This window comes from Candidatus Nitrosocosmicus franklandus, assembly GCF_900696045.1.
Taxonomy (GTDB): domain Archaea; phylum Thermoproteota; class Nitrososphaeria; order Nitrososphaerales; family Nitrososphaeraceae; genus Nitrosocosmicus; species Nitrosocosmicus franklandus_A.
In genome coordinates, this window is the sequence record NZ_LR216287.1 from 613,089 (window position 1) to 631,586 (window position 18,498).

Genomic DNA, 18,498 nt, shown 5'->3' on the forward strand with positions numbered 1-18,498 from the left:
CTGAGCTGATCTAATATTGATCTAATATTTATTGTAACTACCAACATTGATTTTAGACTGGTTTATAGGCTTTCGGGATATCTATGCCGTTTGTTATTCGGTCATCATTGCCTGTAATAATTAATACATATTGTTATTATTATTTCATTCAGTAAGGTTAATTAAAGCATAACTCGCAATAATATCTTGTGTACGTCCGAGACGTTTCCGTCCCCCAAGCAGTTAAGGAAATCATCCTTTCAAATGAGCTGTATTCAAAGGCAATAAAATCCGGAATCGCCAATTATACAGCCATTGCAAACAAGATACAGCCAGAAGTAGAAAGTAGCGCGGGAACAAAGGTAAACATAGGCACAATTGTAGTAGCAATTAAAAGACTAGCAGACATGATGCTAGCAAATGGATTCGATAATCGTGAAAATAATTTAAATGACAATGATGATGACAACGACAAAAAGGAAAGCCTAATTCGCAGCCCGTCTCTAACCCCTCAGGAGGCGAGAATGAAATTGACTGGAAGTATAATTGATGTTGATTTAGCGAATCAAGAATCTTTCACAATTGTAAATGATATGTTAAATAAATTAGCTAGGGAAGATTGGTTTGATTTCAATTTGGTTCGCACAGCTGAAAAAATAAGAATCGTAACAGAAGATATGATAAATTCTAGAAAGATAATTGCCTCATTGACGGAGGATTGTCAAGGGAAAGTTACAGAAGGTCTTTCCAAGATCACTATTACCCTATTTTATGAGAACATGGAGGGGATAAGAAGACTTTTATTTGGAATATTCGACATTCTGGGGAATCACAAAATTGCAATTCATAATGTATTTTTTACAAGTAATGAAATTATATTAATTCTAGAGCGCAATCATGCGGTAAGAGCGTATGATTTGTTACAAAATATGATTTTTAAGAAATAATCAATTTTATAATATTATAAAGAATAAGGTACAGGATTGAAATAGTAACAGTTAACCAACAAAGGAACAAAAAGACAAATAAAGGCGGTCAATAACTAAACTAAGTCATGTCTAACGTATTAAAGTTAAAACCGGGGGAATGGGATTTATCACATCTGATAAAAAACCCAAAATCAGAGGAAATCGACAAAGAGTTAAATAGAATCAGCAGTTTGATAGACGCTTTTGAAGAATCAAAACCCCTACTAACTTCTGGTATTTCTGTAAATGATTTTGTCAAATTAATTAAAGATTCGGAAAAAATATCTGAACACTTGAGCAAAATTACTAGCTATGCATATCTCAAATATGCAGAGGATACCTCCTCAAATAGCGTTGCTGGTCTCGTTACTAAAATGAACAATTTCTCAACGGAAGCAGCCAATAGATTATTATTTTTCGATTTATGGTTTAAGAAAGTTTTGGATCACAACAACGCAAACAGATTAATTGAAGGTGTTCCATCCGTATATAAAGATTATCTAATACATGAACGTTCCATGTCCAAATATACACTAAACGAATCCGAAGAAAAAATAATTAATATATTGGATGTTACCGGGATGAATGCACTTATCAAGATTTATGATAGGATGTCAAATGGCTTTGAATTCGATTATGTAGAGAAGAGAGGAAAAAAGAAGATAAGAAAGCGCTTTACTAATAAAGAGAAATTGTTGTCTTTAGTGAGAAGTTCAAAATCTTCAGAAAGAATTGCCTCATATAAGGCATTGTTATTAGTTTATAAAAGAAATAGTGGGGTATTGGGCGAAATTTATCTAAATCGAATACTAAATTGGCACAATGAGTTTGTCGAGCTTCGAAAATTTCCGACTCCGATTTCAGTAAGAAATCTCTCAAACAATATTAGTGATGATTCTGTTACGGCATTGTTGAACGTTTGTAGATCAAATTCAAAGATTTTCCAACAGTACTTCATTGAAAAGGCAAAGATGCTAAACATCAAAAAATTGGAAAGGTATCACTTATACGCTCCATTGAAATCACAGAAAAGAGCCAAGATCGAATATGGAAAAGCGTTGAAAATGGTTTTAGAAGCTTTTGAAGGGTTTCACCCGGAATTTAGAAAAATAGTTCAATCATTAATTAGAGAAAAACACATACACTCTAAATTGCAAGATAATAAACAAAGTGGTGCATTCTGTTCCACAGTTATCCCGTCAATAAATCCCTATGTGCTTCTAAATTTTGATGGAACACTAAGAGATATTTCAACCATGGCGCATGAGTTCGGGCATGCTATACACAGTGTATTAGCATGTGATAAACCAATCAGTGTTCAACATCCGCCTTTACCATTGGCTGAAACAGCATCAGTCTTTGGAGAAATGATACTTAATGACAAACTTCTTCAGAATGTGAATAAGAAGGAAAAACGCATTTTGCTTGCCGAACAAATAGATGACTTTTATGCAACTATTATGAGGCAAGCATATTTTACTATGTTTGAGATCGATGCTCATGACATGGTCGGAAAAGATAGTTCAACTACAGTTGACCAATTATGCACACTATATATGAATAATCTTAACGAACAATTCGGTAGATCCATGAAGGTAACGAATGATTTCAGATACGAATGGCTATATATCCCTCATTTTTATCATTCACCATTTTATTGTTATGCTTACTCGTTTGGAAATCTTTTGGTATTATCACTTTATCAACAATTCAAGAAAGAGAGCAAGAATTTTATTCCTAAATACATCAATATCCTTTCTTCGGGCGGATCTAGAAAACCAGAAGACCTATTGAAAGAAAATGAAATTGATATAACAAAAGAAAGTTTTTGGCAAAAAGGATTTGACTTTGTTAGTGAACAGATTCAGAACCTCAAAAATTTAGAATGAGATTCACTTTACAAAACATTTATTATTTTATGTTCTATTAAATATTATTCAATGTATATAGCCCTGTAATAAAACATTCTCATACTGATATCACAGATTAAAGGACAAGAATTTTCAAAAAGCATGTAGTAAAGAATCAATAATGCTCATTGGATCTCGATTGACTCAAAGTTCATTTTTTTTGTCCCTTTGCCGTGAGGCCAATTTCTGAAATACAAACGCAGAGATAACAAGTATAGAAGATACAAGTATAGAAGCGGCAAGCTGAGTATCAGGAATTTCAAAAATTAGTCCAATAATAAGTGTAATTATGATAATAATAGAAATAACAATTATCCAAGTCTTGATTGAATCAAATCTAATATTAGAAATCATCTTTCGGACAAGTCTTTAATATAGTTTCAGAATGTTAAATCTTTCTACTCTAATCAATTAGTTCAACTATTCCTTGGGTAAGCATAATGCGGCGTAATTCCTTTGCAAGATCCGTTACAGTTATGATCCCCACAACCTTTCCATTTGAAATTACAGGCAATCTCCTAATACGATTATTTATCATACGCTGAACTGCAACATCGACGGGAGTATCAGGCTCAGCATAAGTTTGTATCTTTGACATTAAATCAGTTATTTTTACACTCGATGATTTCTTGTCATTAGCACAAACACGCTTTACAAAATCTCTTTCAGTGATAATGCCCAATAATTGATCATTATCTTGGACTATTAACGAACTTATTCGTTTTTCCTTCATAAGCAAAGCGGCGTCTAGAGCTGTTTTGGAAGAATCAATGGTTACAACCTGATTCGACATGATTTCACTTACCACTTCTTGCATAACACTTTCTATTTCATTAAATAAAAAAAGATTTCCATTATCTATCAGTGTCAGGTATCTATATCGCACTCTACATCTAAAAATATTCGAGAACCAAAGTATAGTTTAGATCTATGTTGTAAAAAATCAAAAAAAGATTTAAAAATAGTCACGTGTCAGCAGACCCCATATATGGAAAGTAAGAATCCATTTAACAAGTTAATTAGTATGATTAGACTTTTGAAAGCTTCACGAAAGCAAAAGGTAACAGTTTAATATCATCAATTACAAACATTTAAAGATTGTTAAGACTATAGCTGCTTACGTATAGGTACAATAAACGTTGCTTGAAGACACAGGTTAATTGATATAATAGTTTTTTAGCATACAATACAAAACACAAGTAAATTTGAGTGTTTCCCAGAATATTAGTATTATTCAGTTGCTATTATCTATTAAAAAAAAGGGGTTAGATTACTTGCCATGGTCGAGTGGCAAACGTAACTCCTAAGCCAGCAGCAATGATTATACTCTGATAGATGATGTTATTCCACGGAATTGGCTTAAGTATTGGGTCTCCCACTACCTGTATAGTCTGACCCGGGCCCAATCCTGGTCCTACGGATGCCAAGTTCAACTGAGTGTGAACATGGTATACTCCTGGTTCAAGAGCTTTTGCCTCTAGTCTGTATGGAACAGTTTCCTGCGGTTGTATTTCAATTATATTACCTGGAGGGTCTCGACTTACGAATTCCCATCTGTTACCAGCATTAGTAGACTCACTGAACAATGATATCCATCCTCGCATAGGTCTATTTACAAGACTCTGAAGCTCTCCTGTAACCACCAAAGTATCACCAGTGTTTAGCGATTGGGCAGAGAATGCTTCATTATTTATCCTAACGAATCTACTTTGAAGCTGTGCCTGAACACCGTGTCCATCAGCTAACGGAAGCAGTGCAATAATACTAGCTAATATGGATGCTCCTGCTACAAAAGTTACAATTAGAAACACCATAGCGGGTTTGTTGCCGCTCTTCTCATTCATCTAGGGAATCCACTATTTACATAGATAAAAAGTTTGCTGTCTTTGACAAGGTGATTTTACATATGAAAGTCTTGCTTAATTGAATACACACCCAGATTATCTCACATTTTTGCTCAAAAGATTAGCGAGGTAGTCCTTCTGATAAAGTTAAGTATGATATGGTATTTTCGCCTTCTTTAGAATATCGACAAAGATATGATAGAAATATCAACGCATAAGATCAAATGAAGAACCGATATGATTTTTCACTCCTTTCCCATCCGTTGTATCCACTTCTTAAATTATTCTTGCATGCCATTCATGAACATTATAAATCTTCAGATATCACGTGAAAATAACCTTATTTTTTATAAAGTATTAATATAATGATTTATATTGATCAAATTATTGGAACGAACAGATGATTATCGTAACAATAACATCGAAGAAAATCCAATGTGTGATTTATGTGGGAATGTGATAGAAGCATGTATGTGTGTGTGTCCCTATTGTGGTAGAGGAGACAAATGCGAGTGTTGCATACATGATTCCATGACAGGCGGATAGCCAATGTCTTTACTCCTTGATTAAAACTATAATAAGACAGGTTAGCGTTATTAAAATAAATAATGTCAATTTCAAGAGAGTCCATTTCCTGGGTTATTGGGGGACCTCAAGGAAGTGGTGTTGATTCTGCATCTCACATTTTCCTCAAATCGCTGGCAATGGCAGGGTTGAATGTATTTGGAAGACGTGAGTACCACTCAAATATTAAAGGCGAACATAGTTACTTCTCGGTAAGATTTTCAAACCATGTTATAAGATCTCATGTTGATGAGATAGACATTCTTGCAACCTTTGACGCTGAAACAATTGTAAGACACTCACCGTTCTTAGTGAACGGTGGTGTGCTTATTTATGATCGTGATGTCCTCACAAAAAAGATAGAGGAAATTCATACGCTGGATAATTCTTCAAAGTCTCGTTTTGAGAGATTTTTGATGGATAATAAAAGAGAACCAAACTTGAATGGATTGCTTGAAGAGCTGAAGCATCGAAATATAGCTCTCATCGAATTACCTTATTATCAACTGATAAAAGAATTTTCAGAGCGTATACAGGATAACTCTCTTAGTAAACTAGCAAGAATCACCAATGTAATGTCATTGGCAGCTTCATTTGCGGTATTGGAATTTGATACCTTACTAATGAAGAAGGGCATACAAGATACTTTTGCTAGCAAGTCTAAAATTTCAGAAATTAATGTTAATGCAGCAATTTATACCTATGATTTTGTCAGACAAAATTTTAAGAATATTCCAAAGAATTATTCGGAATTCTTCAAAGAAATAAACAAAAATACCCGAGAGCATATAATAGCACAGGGCAACCAAACTTCTCCTCTTGGTAAAATTGTCGGAGGATGCAGATTTCAAACCTATTATCCCATTACTCCGGCAACTGATGACAGTGAATATTTAGAGTCTAATCAGACAGTAGAGCAAAAAGATGGAAATAACGGATCTGCAGTTGTAATCCAAACTGAAGACGAGATTGCAGCAATAACTATGGCTATCGGTGCTGCTTTAACTGGAGTTCGGGCCTGTACAACCACATCTGGTCCTGGGTTTTCATTGATGGTTGAAGCTTTGGGATGGGCAGGTATCAATGAAGTGCCTCTATTAGTAAGCTTATATCAACGCGCTGGGCCCTCTACAGGTCTCCCCACCAGACAAGAACAAGGGGATCTACTGTTTGCAATAAATGCAGGCCATGGTGAATTTCCAAAGATAGTTTATGCTTCTGGTGATATTGAAGAGAGCTTTTATGATACCATCAGGGTTCTCAATTATGCTGAGATTTTTCAGACGCCTGTAATACATATGCTAGACAAATATTTAGCAAACAGTATTATCACATGTTCGCCTTTTGACTACAAAACGATAAAGATTCAGAGAGGGAAACTGGTTAATAAAATTCAAGGTTCCGATTCAAGTAGCTCTGAGCATTTTGAGAGATTCAGATTGGGCGATGGTCCTATCTCTGATCGTGCAATGCTAGGAATGGAAGGTAGAATATTTTGGAATACAGGGGATGAACATGATGAGAAAGGGCACATTACAGAAGATCCAGGGACAAGAGTATTGATGATGGAGAAGCGGCTCTCAAAATTGGAACACATTCGTAGATTGATACCGAAGGAAGAACAAATTGTTGTTGAGTTTGAGAGTGATCAAAAGTTAGATTCAAACAAACTAGTGATCGTAATTAGCTGGGGATCAACTAAGGGAGCCATCTTGGATACACTGGAAAAATTAGATTTAGAGAAACCTAGAGTTCAATTTTTGTTCATTCAAATAAAACTCCTCAATCCATTTCCAGGTAAGCTGTTGCAGGAAATTATTGATAGAAAAATAAGTCAAATGAGACAGAATTCAAGTACATTTTCAGAAAGCGAGGTTATAAAGATAATTGTAGAAATGAACTATTTGTCACAGCTTGACATCCTAATCAAGCAAAATATCGCCTTACAAAGTGATTTCAAAATACTTAAGTATAACGGCAGACCTATGAGTCATACTGAAGTTTATGATTCTATTATCAACATCCTGAATAACAATTCTCAAGAGAGAGTGATACTAAACAATGGAGTATAAGATAGCAGATTACAAAACCGAAGTACATAACGATTGGTGTGCAGGTTGTGGCGATTTTGGAATTCTTAATTCGATACAGATGGCACTGTTTGAGCTCCAAATAAAGCCTCATGAAGCTGCAATTTTTTCAGGCATCGGTTGTTCGGGAAAAACTCCCCATTTTATAAACACGTTTGGAATACACACTCTTCATGGCAGGGTTCTTCCTTTTGCACAGGGTGCCAAACTATCGAATCCAAATTTGAACGTTGTAGCAGTAGGTGGAGATGGCGACGGTTTGGGAATTGGCTCAGGGCATTTTGTGAATGCAGGTAGAAGGAATATAGATATTACATACATTATTTTTAATAATGGAGTATATGGTTTAACAAAAGGACAAGCTTCTCCTACTTTGAAATTAGGTATGAAAACAAAGTCATTGTCTCAGCCTAACGTGAATGAGAGTATTAATCCGATAGCACTTGCATGTATTAGCGGTTTTACATTTATAGCTAGAGGATATTCCTATGATGTTAGATTTCTGAAAGAGATAATCAAGAAAGGCATAATGCACAAAGGTTTGTCATTCATAGATGTTTTACAACCATGTCCTACATATAATGACATTAATACAAAAGATTGGTATCAAAGTTTAATTACTGATGAAAATAATCCTGAAGTCAAAATTCCCAGGATTTACAAACTAGAAGACGAAGGTTACAGCGGGATTGTAAAAGAGCCTAATGAAGCTCCTCTTAAGGTTGTCGAAGCCATCAAAAAATCTAATGAATGGGGAAACAAAATACCTGTAGGGATTTTTTATGAAAACAACAATGTACCTACATTTGAGGAAAGACTGCAAGCTAGAATCGAAAATTATAAGACATATCCTCCTGCTGACCAAATTATTGCGGATATGGATGGTAATACCAATGTTAACATTGATTTGTTAATAGATGAATTGAAAGCAAATGATAATCTGAACTGACTAAATTATGTTTATGTTTCGTAACAGATTTAGTCACTAATAAGCTAAGTATATTATTATAGCTATAGAGAAAGGTTAATTTTTGAATTATTTAATTCATGTTTCTATAAAACAAGTAAAAAGAGTAGTCTAGATAAAGCTTTTAGAGATTTACTCCAGCAAGTTCAAACTACTGTGTCGAGGTAATTGATCATTATTTCAAAATTAAATTAAATTAACAAAATTATGTTTTAGAAAAGTATTAATCAAAAAAAGGAATGGAGGTTTAGTCCCACTTACTCCAGGCTGCCATCCATCTGTATGTCCATGTATTGAGTTTAGCACCCAAAGCCGCTATGGGGACACAAAGTACCGCTCCTGCACCGGCACCTAACGCGACAGGACTGTTATAGAACTTTCCTACTTGGGGTTCAATTGGAGTCATGTATGGAGGTAACGTGGGTCTAGGATACTTGAATGCCATTTCCAAGGGGTCGGCAACTAGTAACAAGTTGATCATATTAAACAGTGGCAGCGACATTCCTACCAATACACCACCGATCAATATAGCCGCGTGTTTGTTCCTTCTTGTTGCCCAGTATGCCAAATCCAACAACATAGCCGACGGTATCCAAACAGGAACCACGACAAAATCGTATGGATATCCCAATGCAAACCATGCACCTTTGGCAACCCATGTATATATAGTCATTATAGTTGCATAATACGTAGCTGTACCTGGGACACCTGTAAACAACATATAGTATATAGCTCCTACCACAAGCATTGTGGATTGAGAAATTGAAAATACAACAAATGATGTCCATGCCCAGTCAGTATAGAAGATATAATCTCCTGCGTTGATTGTAAGCAACGTACTATTTACTGCAACAACAACTATGAATAAATAGTGAGTTGTACGTCTTAGCCAGACCATTATTATGCTGTTCTTATAGGTAATATATAAGATTTTGTGTATACTATTTTTAATTTTAAGATATTCTACTGCATCGCTTGCTTACATATTAAAAGACGATCAAAAATTAATTTATCTTAGAAACTAGGAAATAGAAAATTTAAAAAATATAATGGAAGTGATGTTACATTCTTACTGGCTTTTCGCCAACAATCTTTAACATCCAAATCATACCCAATACTTCGATTACAGTTAGGACAGAGAGAGCATAGATGCCACTAGGTAACGGATATGCCCATGGATAAACAGTAACACCTACGTAAACACCACCAGCTGTAGCAACCCAACATAAAATAAAGCCCAATACTATAATTCCCTTCATATTTTCGACTCTTCGGCCGATCATACGTTCGATTTCATCGCGACTTGCTCCATATGAACCACCGCCACTACCGCCACTACCGCCACTACTACCTGAACCGGTTTGTCCACTAGGTTTATACCCTTTTGGTAAAGTCATTACATGTAATTAAGATAATACCTTTTTAAATTTTGCTATACCTGCTTAAACTTTAATAAGAGGTATTTTGTTGGCAGGAAAAATGTAAAACAGGTCAACTAAAAAGGAGAGTGAAAGAGATTAAAAAAATATACCTATATATCGTTTTAGCCAATAGATCATGTGGCTATCTCATTGGTACCCTGGAATAGAAAATCAGAGCGTCAAGAAATCTTTGAGGGAAAGAACAACAGAAAAACAAAAGGTAGTGTATTAGTTAAGAGGGGATTTGCTCACATGCAAAAGCATGGAGTAATTATGGACGTTACAAGTGTAGAACAAGCTCAAATTGCTGAGGAATCTGGCGCAGTTGCGGTTATGGTATTGGATAAATTGCCTTTTGATGTGCGAAAAGCTGGAGGAGTTGCAAGAACTGCAGGTGTAAAAATTATTCAAGATATTATGGACTCCGTCTCAATTCCCATAATGGCCAAGTGTAGAATTGGACATGTCGCAGAAGCAGAAATGTTGGAGACTTGTGGTGTAGATATGGTCGACGAGAGTGAGGTACTAACTCCAGCTGATGATGAAAACCACATTTGGAAATGGGACTTCACTGTTCCTTTCGTAAATGGTGCAAAGAATCTGGGTGAGGCGTTAAGAAGAATTGAGGAAGGCGCTTCAATGATTAGAACAAAAGGAGAGCCAGGGACAGGAAATGTGGCCGAAGCTGTTAACCACATCAAGATTCTTAACAAAGAAGTTCGAATGATACGTGGCGCTTATGCTGATAATGATTTTCAAGAGCTCATTAAGCTTTCAAGAAAATTCAGGGTATCCCTAGAAATGGTAAAAGAAGTGGGAAAATTAGGTCGGCTTCCAGTAGTAAATTTTGCAGCTGGAGGAATAACTACTCCTTCGGACGCTGCATTCTTAATGAGACTTGGATGTGACGGTGTATTTGTCGGATCTGGAATATTTAAATCAGAGGATCCATCTTTACGAGCTAGAGCAGTGGTCTTGGCTACAACTTTTTTTGATGATGACAAAACTTTGCTTGAAGCCCAAAAAATGATAGATGAGAAGAAATCACTAGTTGGGTTAGATACAAAGAATCTAGAACTCAGAATGCAAGAAAGAGGACCTGTTATCTAATGACAAAGCTTAAAATCGCAATATTAGGCATCCAAGGAGACATTGAAGAAAATTATAATGCAGTTAAGGCATCGATAAAGGATCTAAATACAGAAGGAGAGGTAATTCGCTTAAAAAATATTGATGCTCTTGAAGATTTGGATGGGTTAGTAATACCCGGAGGAGAGAGCACGGTGATGGGAACATTGCTGTCTCTTCAAAAAATGCAGTTACAATTGTTACGAAACAAGATAATTAAAGGACTACCTGTTTTAGGAACGTGTGCAGGCCTCATCCTTTTGGCTAGCAAAGCATATGACAAGAACGTTGGTGAAACAAATCAACATCTATTACAACTACTAGATGTCACTGTTGAAAGAAATGCATTCGGAAGACAAAGGGAGTCATTTGAAACTTACTTAGATATTCCCATTTTGGGAGAAGAACTTTTTAGAGGAGTTTTCATCAGGGGTCCAATAATCAATAACATAGGGAAGAACGTGCAGATCTTAACGAAATTCGAAGAAAAGATTGTTGCTGTACGCCAAGATAATATAATTGGGACGTCATTTCATCCTGAACTTGCGGACGACAACAGATTTCATCAGGTATTTCTAGATATTTGCATAAGATACAACAAATTAAAGGAAATTGATGGAGATAATCATAAAGAGTAAAAGTTTGCTATCAAATAGACGATAGAATGACATCATTTTAAATAATCTTACTTTTGATTAGTTTAAAGGAATCTTAAACTCATAATAATTATTGACAATAACATTATAAACTACTTTATATTCGGTTTTCTTATGCTTATAATCCTTCATGAGGGTACACTAAACTTCTCAAGTGCGGGAGGTGGGATTTGAACCCACGAACCCCTGAGAGACGGGATCCCTTATATGGATCTTAAGTCCCGCGTCTCCAAAATGAAATATTTATTTGGCCAGGCTCTACAACCCCCGCCCATTAACCTTATTTCTAAAATGGTTATATATATCATGAATTCTGCTAGTAGATCCTTCGACAAGTACGAAATCAAGTTTCAGCAAATCAACCTCCTAAGAATAAATGAACATACAATCTTGTTGATGAACAAATCATACAAGAATACTATTTTGGGAAGAAAATAATCAAAAAGAGCAGGTATTAGTACAATAAATAAACCAGAATATAAATAAAAATATGGGTTTGATAAAGTTCATTTGGACAATTTCTATGTCGATCGTTGTGATCAACTAGGGATACTAGCTAATTTATCTGAAATTAACGGTGATATGGTGAAATCTTAGAACTACAGTAATCTTTCCACAGATGTTTGTATAATATGATTATTCGTTAGTAATCCACTAGTATTACGAATATTATAGTACCTAAAACTCCCACATCAAGGAACCTGACAGGTGGAACTAGATCCATATTCACAAAATCTCTCTAAAGAACTCTGTTTATGGAATGATAATAACATATTTTAGATTATCTTTGTCTTCTTTTTATAGTTCAGTTTTACTCCTTATCAAACTATGATTTGATACTCACATCCTAAATGCATGTTCTTCCTCTTGCACAGTGGGAAAAAATGCGCGGCTTATTTTCAGTCATTGATGCATCAAAATTTAGAAGATAGATCAAGTTCAGATGCTTCCAATTGATTAGGTTCCAATCTCGTTGAAATCACTCGTAGCAAGAGTACAGAATGGTAACATAGATCGCATATTTGATCAATCTCAATATAGAGGTGGTTTGCACTTTCCACTATTCTTATTGAATTGAATTCTACTATGACAATTTGACTTACAAATATGTTTTAGAATACTAACCCGTATTGAGAATGTCATGTTAACCATGTCTCCTCTAAATTTGATAAAGTCAACCAAATTTAACTAAATTTGGTGTTTAACTGCTTCTAAAATTTACTATGAAATTATAAATTCTTGATTCAAGATTTTCCGTTTATAGATTGGTGTAACTAGTACCAAGGGATCGAGAAATTTGCTTTTAAATTTGAAGATATTTAATTCGGCCTGACTTTGACAACGTATAGTAAATCCTATCCATAAGGAATCAAGTTTTTTTAGGTTTGTAGATGCATTGGAAGATTTATTTTTGGTAAAACAAGAATCATTGCTATCGAATATGCTTTGAGTGTACAGTTATTATTACCTCAACTTATGAGAGATATAAAGAATGAGTTAAATTTTCTCAAATTATATGAAAAATTGTGAATATTACAAGTTCAAGCATTCTAGTATTAGAGGACAACTGAAAATGAGATGAGCAGATAATTCAATACAATGTTAACAAAGTGTTGGTATAGATATCCAGAACCAAAAAAAAGTCTTAAAAATTCTTTCTTTAGAGTTATTATAATTCAACTTCATATATGAACTATTGCAATAGACGATAATGATTGATAAAAGATCTATCGCGACTAAGCAATTCATATTTACTTATATTGTTACGATCTTTCTTGTAACAGTACCTTTAGTAGGATCAGGAATAAGTGTTCTTGGACAAAATGCCACAATGCCGTATATAGTTAATGAAACCATTATTGATGACTATTATTACTATGGACAACCAATTTACTATACTGAAGATGAAGATGACGACGACAATTCTGATAGTGACAATGACAACTCGAATGAAGGGAACAACTATTACTATATTGATAACAATGGTAAAGTTTACTACAAGGACGAGAATAATAACTTTTATTACACTGATGTTGAAGGTCACCACTATTGGTATGACAATGATGGTCACAAGTACTATTGTGTAGATCACAATCATAACCAGAAATTCTATTATGATGACAATGGTAACAAAGTAGCCCATGATGAAAAAGGAGATAGTAGAACTGCTTATGATAGTCATTCAAGTGGTACTCACGTCTACTATTCGATTTTCAATAATGGTAACCACGTCCAATTAAGCGGCGGCGGATCATTTATTCATCATGATGGTATCATCCATGATCATTCGAGTGGTGGCCTTTCACCTCAAAGTGGCTTTTCGTTACATGAAGGCGAAGAATTTAGAGGTCATGGAGGTAGATGATTAGTTCACTTATAGGTTGGCGAACTTATGCTAAACAACTCGTCATATGGATGTGTTATTCGTTAGGCTATCACGATAATGATTTGATTGAAAAAAGACCAAGACTATATCCAAAAGGATCGACCCTAGCGACATGCACCTCTTTCTAGGAATTTATTACAACTTTTATTCAATGTTAAATATCTTCTTAATCTTGTAATAATACGAGCATACAAGAAATATTGAATGATGACCGTGATGAGCTTGAATGGTTTAGAGATATATTCAGGGTTACTAACTGGGTCTAAATGGTATGTTGGTTTTTAAACACACCTTAGATCGATAATTCTGGTTTTATTCGAACTATGTAACTTTTCAATTGTTTTAGCTATATTACAAAATCTTATCGCAATGGGATACTGTTTTTTTTGGTCTCTAGAGCACTACGCTGTGTATATATGCGTAAAGATTAAAACAAACGGGTTGTCATTCTCATGAATGGGTCGCGACATAATACCAAAAGCGAGTCAGATTGACGAAATAGAAAGTTTAGCTTTATTGGATGTCGAAAAGCAATTATGTATTAACCATACAAAGAGATCGTATAATAAAAAGACCTACGACTCACATCTCTCACGGGTAGATGGATTCAATATTTTTGAAAATATCGTTATAGAAGTACAGTTCCAATATTATAGGTTAGTTTTAGATACACTCAATAACACTAAGGTAGATTTCGTTAAGGAGGAATTAGTCACTTTGGAAATATACGATTCTCATATTGAATCATCGTTTAATAAATATCGTGTATGAGTTCAGACAATAGGATCAAATCTTTTCACAAAAGAAACAGAATTTTCTAATATTGGTTGGCAAGTTTTGAAATTTGATTATAGATGTGCGAATACCTTCTTGATCGTGTATAAACTGTGACAAAAAGAGGCTTAACGAATGTGAAATATGGTGGAGTTTTTTTTGTGATGATCACACACTAATCTTGAAAGAGGAGAAAGACTCTTTCTATCCCCTTATTTAACTACTCCATGTCTAACTTTTAAGATACTCTTTTAAGAACTTGATAGTCTTAGAAAATGCTAAGGATGATTCAGATGTATCAAAAAGAATTGTTTGAAATCCATGAGGCACACATTCATAAGCACCCAGTTTTACCGGAACACCCGTAATATCCAAACCTTGATAAAGTCTAACTGATTCACTTAGCAATGTTTCTTTGGTTCCTACCTGAATCAAGGTTGGGGAAAATCCCTTATTAAAGTCACCATAAACAGGTGAAACATAAGGATTCTTCTGATCTATGATATGAGCATATGCTTCCCCCATATTTTTTAGCATAGATTCTGATATGAATGGGTCTGTCGTATTTAGTGTTAAACGAGTATCCCCCCGCTCCGAAAATGTCCGCTCAAGGAAACCAAAGTGCTACAACAGCAGGTAATCCACTCCTTCGTCACGCATTTTTAACACAGAACTAGCCACCAAGCCCCCTCCCGCAGAATCACCATGCATCCCTATATCATCAAGAGAGACACCCTGATCCTTTAGTGCCATTATGACAGAAACAACCTCACTTGTTATCTCACCCCATTTTGAAGAGGGAGCAAGAGAATAATCTACAGATATGACTCTGAGGCCAGTAGCATTTGCCATAGGCATGGAATTGACCAAAGTAGAATTTGCACCCAGAATAGTATATCCGCTACCATGTATGTAGACCAGTGCTTTAACATTGTCAACTCAATTCTTAGGCTTGATATCGAGTACGGTACATTACCGAATTTAGCTGATGTTATACTAGCTTCAAAACTGTCTACGAGAGATTGGGATTGAGTAATAGACATAGCGGAAACCTGTGCATTCAACACATCACAACCATTCAGATCATTTGGTTCTGGAGTAACAAACGCCGATATTTGCGAGGTAATATTTTTCAGAGCATTTTGTGCCTCCTTTGATATTGTTGTAGGTATGGTTATAATAGGATTACTGCTGTTAGTTGCAATCTGACCATAAATGACATTCATTTGGTTGATGTCTAAAAATACACTTGAGTGTAAAACTAAAACAAAACGCTATAATAAGAATAAATTTCCTCATTTTGAATCCGATTGTTAGAATATTTCTTTTAGCTAGCCAAAATCACCAAACGCGACCATTGAAGCCAGAGTTATCAGTTTCATCATTTCATCAATACATTTCAGAGCCACTTTTATCATTTTCCTTAGCATTTATGAACTCGTTTACATAATTGGCGTCTCGATAAGACTATTTCTAACCATCCTTCCTCGTCCGCACTAGCAGAGATCTTTTTGGCAAGATTAGTTAAATTTAGTATATCCCTTCTAGAAGTCAAGTTACAAACTTCAAATTTCAACACACCGTGTTTTGTAAAAACTCATGTGAATATTTGTTGTATATTTTTACTAACGCCTCATGATTCCTTTTTGGCGCCCGATACAAGTAGATTTCAAGATGCCCTATATCAATGGTTGAATTTCGATTCGAAGTACTCATAAGTCTGAATACCACATCATTAAAATGATTATGTGAAAAAATGTATAGTTAATTAATCTTAGTATTTGGGACTAAATTGCTAAAACAGGATATCTTCTTTAGTACAGGGATTCATTGTATAATGAAAAATAATTTTGGTGACCCAAATATATTGAAATTTAGAAATCAATTCTGTTAACCGTGCTCGAACTGTTTTGAAATTGTTTTATGCCAATGATGTTCCTTTTTGACCCCAAAAAGTGTGAAAATTTTAGCAACACTTTAAGGCTAAGCATAACCATTACAATAGATGAAATTTAGAGCAAAGATCATTGTGATATGTTTTCTAATTGTTTTTTTTTGTTTATGAGGTTTTGGACCGCCAATCCCTCCCCCCATCAAATGGTTTTGTATTAATGAACCTGGATAAAAAAACGGGAATGGGTTATATTTCTCAATACAACTCATTTCGCAATAGAATATCATATAGACAATATTGGTAAAACAATCAGGACTAAGGGATAAAGAATTGCACTATCTCTGGTTTCTTTGCAGGAGTGTTTATTCCAAAAATGTACTGATTGTAGTCATCGCCATAGTCAAGGTTTACCTCAAATTCAGTACCCACTGGTACATCGCTGGATTTGAATGTGAATGTATATGAAATTGTTTGTCCGGCAGGGAAATATAGGCCATACGCCGTTTTGAAAATATTGTCTGGAAAGTTACTCACATTTATGGCGATCCCACCATAGGTATCTTCAGATAACTGGTTTGTTACCTGAACGATAACCTTAAAGGTTCCGCTAGAATTTGGTTGATTGGATTTGCCAGAACAAGATTCAAACCCATTATTGTATCCTTTCATAAAGTCTGGAGTATGATAACTTGGTCCCTTATCTGGCTGATTTATGTATCTATTAGATGGATCAGATATTTTTGCATCTGAACAACCATGACTATATCCCGAATTGTAAGCGTTAATAGAAGTATTGTTTTCTTCCTTACATTCTTTCAAATCTGGATGTTTCTGACATACGAATTCTTTATACTCACAGCTCGGAAAGTCAGGATTCATTATATAACCTGGATCACATGGAACACTATCAGGGATACATTTCCCGCTTTCATCATCTTCATGGCTATGGTATCCTAAAGGACATCTTTCATGATGTGGAAAGCATCGCTCATCCTCATTCATACCAAAGCCTTCAGGACAGTTACCGTTCTCATCTGGTGCACATTTTGGTAATGATGGATCAAACAAACAATCACCGTCAGGTTGAGAACGAGGTGATTCATTTGCCGGATTTGACTGATCCTCTACAACTGAATTTTCGGTCAAATTTGAATCGTTACCTGTGGAATCGCTTTTAGAGAGTGATTCTTCACCAATATTTTCACCAGGATCTTCGGGCAAAGCTCCTTGCATATCTTGAATTAAGTTTTCGTCTTGTATCTCAGTCTCATTAGATTGCCCGTATACGTTCCAGTTTGATGCACCCGAGCCCATAACAAGTATGAAAAACAATACGAAAATTGTAAAAATAGGGACAGCATTTGCTACTTTTTGTCCTTCGCGACTATAAGACCGAATAAATATTAAAAAATTCGCTTCAAATATCAATATCCAAAATTAACAATTGTAATCCTAAAAGGTTTTCGAATATTGTCATAGCAAGATCTTAACTAAGAAAATCCATAATATCTATTTTGCCATATGTGTCATCTATATCACCACAATCATGAGGATAAACTCATGTTAACAGATGAAGTTATTTGTTATAAAGAATTAGGCAACCAATTTCATAAAAGGCTGTACCAATGGAGAGGTGACCAAACTCATGGCTATGTAGCAGATAATTATTAGATATATTTTACTAGTTTCAGAGAAGAACATACGGTATTGTCTAACCATCACATCAATTGCTCAAAGAGGAATAACTTAGCATAAGAGTAAAAAAATATGTAACTCGAATTTAAAAGTTCATTTTGAGGTGAATAATCCAAGGTCAAAAACGAAAAGAGAGCAAAATACATCATAAAACCAAGTCGGTAGGATGAAAAAACATTGCTCCTAAATAACCACCTACACGATTTCTTTGGAACTACATTC

At 35.0% G+C, this 18,498-nt stretch carries 16 protein-coding genes, 1 tRNA gene and 1 pseudogene; 9 read left to right on the forward strand and 9 right to left on the reverse strand.

Features of this window, described 5'->3' with window-relative positions; genetic code table 11:
• The first annotated feature begins 188 nt into the window (after positions 1–188).
• Positions 189–926: a hypothetical protein gene (locus tag NFRAN_RS02755; RefSeq protein ID WP_134482976.1), complete on the forward strand. Its 738-nt coding sequence runs from the start codon at positions 189–191 to the stop codon at positions 924–926.
• Between the two features lie 107 nt (positions 927–1,033).
• Entirely contained in the window at positions 1,034–2,836 is a 1,803-nt protein-coding gene (locus tag NFRAN_RS02760; RefSeq protein ID WP_134482977.1) for a M3 family oligoendopeptidase, read from the forward strand.
• A gap of 165 nt (positions 2,837–3,001) precedes the next feature.
• Here the strand turns inward: NFRAN_RS02760 and NFRAN_RS02765 are convergent, their stop codons facing one another.
• The 3 genes from NFRAN_RS02765 to NFRAN_RS02775 all read right to left on the reverse strand — a co-directional run bounded on the left by NFRAN_RS02765 (position 3,002) and on the right by NFRAN_RS02775 (position 4,701).
• The gene (locus NFRAN_RS02765; RefSeq protein ID WP_134482978.1) at positions 3,002–3,211 is read right to left on the reverse strand and encodes a hypothetical protein; all 210 of its coding nucleotides are present in this window, start codon (positions 3,209–3,211) and stop codon (positions 3,002–3,004) included.
• A 49-nt stretch (positions 3,212–3,260) separates the two neighbouring features.
• On the reverse strand, positions 3,261–3,674 hold the full coding sequence (locus NFRAN_RS02770; protein WP_134482979.1) for a CBS domain-containing protein: 414 nt from the start codon (positions 3,672–3,674) through the stop codon (positions 3,261–3,263).
• A 448-nt stretch (positions 3,675–4,122) separates the two neighbouring features.
• On the reverse strand, positions 4,123–4,701 hold the full coding sequence (locus NFRAN_RS02775; RefSeq protein ID WP_197731097.1) for a methane monooxygenase/ammonia monooxygenase subunit B: 579 nt from the start codon (positions 4,699–4,701) through the stop codon (positions 4,123–4,125).
• 387 nt (positions 4,702–5,088) lie between these two features.
• On the opposite strand from NFRAN_RS02775, the gene NFRAN_RS13560 reads away from it, so the two are divergent.
• From NFRAN_RS13560 to NFRAN_RS02785, 3 genes are all read left to right on the forward strand, one after another.
• Positions 5,089–5,247: a hypothetical protein gene (locus tag NFRAN_RS13560; RefSeq protein WP_172601985.1), complete on the forward strand. Its 159-nt coding sequence runs from the start codon at positions 5,089–5,091 to the stop codon at positions 5,245–5,247.
• A 62-nt stretch (positions 5,248–5,309) separates the two neighbouring features.
• On the forward strand, positions 5,310–7,337 hold the full coding sequence (locus tag NFRAN_RS02780; protein WP_134482980.1) for a 2-oxoacid:acceptor oxidoreductase subunit alpha: 2,028 nt from the start codon (positions 5,310–5,312) through the stop codon (positions 7,335–7,337).
• Positions 7,327–8,304 (forward strand): 2-oxoacid:ferredoxin oxidoreductase subunit beta, encoded by a 978-nt coding sequence (locus NFRAN_RS02785; protein ID WP_134482981.1) that lies wholly within the window; start codon positions 7,327–7,329, stop codon positions 8,302–8,304. The genes NFRAN_RS02780 and NFRAN_RS02785 overlap by 11 nt, the downstream gene beginning before the upstream one ends.
• A gap of 265 nt (positions 8,305–8,569) precedes the next feature.
• Here the strand turns inward: NFRAN_RS02785 and NFRAN_RS02790 are convergent, their stop codons facing one another.
• Together NFRAN_RS02790 and NFRAN_RS02795 are read right to left on the reverse strand one after the other, a co-directional pair.
• A complete protein-coding gene (locus NFRAN_RS02790; RefSeq protein WP_134482982.1) occupies positions 8,570–9,220 on the reverse strand; it encodes an ammonia monooxygenase in 651 nt (216 codons plus the stop codon).
• 163 nt (positions 9,221–9,383) lie between these two features.
• The gene (locus tag NFRAN_RS02795) at positions 9,384–9,719 is read right to left on the reverse strand and encodes a hypothetical protein (RefSeq protein WP_134482983.1); all 336 of its coding nucleotides are present in this window, start codon (positions 9,717–9,719) and stop codon (positions 9,384–9,386) included.
• A gap of 210 nt (positions 9,720–9,929) precedes the next feature.
• Between NFRAN_RS02795 and pdxS the strand changes: the two genes are divergently transcribed.
• Together pdxS and pdxT are read left to right on the forward strand one after the other, a co-directional pair.
• Positions 9,930–10,853 (forward strand): pyridoxal 5'-phosphate synthase lyase subunit PdxS, encoded by a 924-nt coding sequence (pdxS, locus tag NFRAN_RS02800; RefSeq protein ID WP_425321220.1) that lies wholly within the window; start codon positions 9,930–9,932, stop codon positions 10,851–10,853.
• The gene (pdxT, locus tag NFRAN_RS02805; protein ID WP_134482984.1) at positions 10,853–11,509 is read left to right on the forward strand and encodes a pyridoxal 5'-phosphate synthase glutaminase subunit PdxT; all 657 of its coding nucleotides are present in this window, start codon (positions 10,853–10,855) and stop codon (positions 11,507–11,509) included. Before pdxS ends, pdxT begins: the two co-directional genes overlap by 1 nt.
• 173 nt (positions 11,510–11,682) lie before the next feature.
• Here pdxT and NFRAN_RS02810 read toward each other — a convergent pair.
• Positions 11,683–11,798, reverse strand: a tRNA-Leu gene (locus tag NFRAN_RS02810).
• Positions 11,799–13,238: 1,440 nt separating this feature from the next.
• Between NFRAN_RS02810 and NFRAN_RS02815 the strand changes: the two genes are divergently transcribed.
• Complete coding sequence (locus NFRAN_RS02815) at positions 13,239–13,892, forward strand: hypothetical protein (protein ID WP_134482985.1); 654 nt, start codon at positions 13,239–13,241, stop codon at positions 13,890–13,892.
• Positions 13,893–14,369: 477 nt separating this feature from the next.
• The gene (locus tag NFRAN_RS02820; RefSeq protein WP_134482986.1) at positions 14,370–14,684 is read left to right on the forward strand and encodes a hypothetical protein; all 315 of its coding nucleotides are present in this window, start codon (positions 14,370–14,372) and stop codon (positions 14,682–14,684) included.
• Between the two features lie 234 nt (positions 14,685–14,918).
• Here NFRAN_RS02820 and NFRAN_RS14215 read toward each other — a convergent pair.
• The 3 genes and pseudogenes from NFRAN_RS14215 to NFRAN_RS02840 all read right to left on the reverse strand — a co-directional run bounded on the left by NFRAN_RS14215 (position 14,919) and on the right by NFRAN_RS02840 (position 18,009).
• Positions 14,919–15,557 (reverse strand): annotated as a pseudogene (locus NFRAN_RS14215) (alpha/beta hydrolase fold domain-containing protein).
• Positions 15,503–15,913, reverse strand: a complete 411-nt coding sequence (locus NFRAN_RS02835) for a hypothetical protein (protein ID WP_134482989.1) — start codon at positions 15,911–15,913, stop codon at positions 15,503–15,505. The pseudogene NFRAN_RS14215 and the gene NFRAN_RS02835 overlap by 55 nt, the downstream one beginning before the upstream one ends.
• Before the next feature lie 983 nt (positions 15,914–16,896).
• Complete coding sequence (locus tag NFRAN_RS02840; RefSeq protein ID WP_134482990.1) at positions 16,897–18,009, reverse strand: hypothetical protein; 1,113 nt, start codon at positions 18,007–18,009, stop codon at positions 16,897–16,899.
• Positions 18,010–18,498: the final 489 nt, after the last annotated feature.

What these genes read in the sequence shown, in the direction of transcription:
- NFRAN_RS02760 (WP_134482977.1), top strand. Translation starts at nt 1,034, where the DNA reads ATGTCTAACGTATTAAAGTTAAAACCGGGGGAATGGGATTTATCACAT.
- NFRAN_RS02765 (WP_134482978.1), bottom strand. Translation starts at nt 3,211, where the DNA reads ATGATTTCTAATATTAGATTTGATTCAATCAAGACTTGGATAATTGTT.
- NFRAN_RS02770 (WP_134482979.1), bottom strand. Translation starts at nt 3,674, where the DNA reads ATGCAAGAAGTGGTAAGTGAAATCATGTCGAATCAGGTTGTAACCATT.
- NFRAN_RS02775 (WP_197731097.1), bottom strand. Translation starts at nt 4,701, where the DNA reads ATGAATGAGAAGAGCGGCAACAAACCCGCTATGGTGTTTCTAATTGTA.
- NFRAN_RS02780 (WP_134482980.1), top strand. Translation starts at nt 5,310, where the DNA reads ATGTCAATTTCAAGAGAGTCCATTTCCTGGGTTATTGGGGGACCTCAA.
- NFRAN_RS02785 (WP_134482981.1), top strand. Translation starts at nt 7,327, where the DNA reads ATGGAGTATAAGATAGCAGATTACAAAACCGAAGTACATAACGATTGG.
- NFRAN_RS02790 (WP_134482982.1), bottom strand. Translation starts at nt 9,220, where the DNA reads ATGGTCTGGCTAAGACGTACAACTCACTATTTATTCATAGTTGTTGTT.
- NFRAN_RS02795 (WP_134482983.1), bottom strand. Translation starts at nt 9,719, where the DNA reads ATGACTTTACCAAAAGGGTATAAACCTAGTGGACAAACCGGTTCAGGT.
- pdxT (WP_134482984.1), top strand. Translation starts at nt 10,853, where the DNA reads ATGACAAAGCTTAAAATCGCAATATTAGGCATCCAAGGAGACATTGAA.
- NFRAN_RS02815 (WP_134482985.1), top strand. Translation starts at nt 13,239, where the DNA reads ATGATTGATAAAAGATCTATCGCGACTAAGCAATTCATATTTACTTAT.
- NFRAN_RS02820 (WP_134482986.1), top strand. Translation starts at nt 14,370, where the DNA reads ATGGGTCGCGACATAATACCAAAAGCGAGTCAGATTGACGAAATAGAA.
- NFRAN_RS02835 (WP_134482989.1), bottom strand. Translation starts at nt 15,913, where the DNA reads ATGAATGTCATTTATGGTCAGATTGCAACTAACAGCAGTAATCCTATT.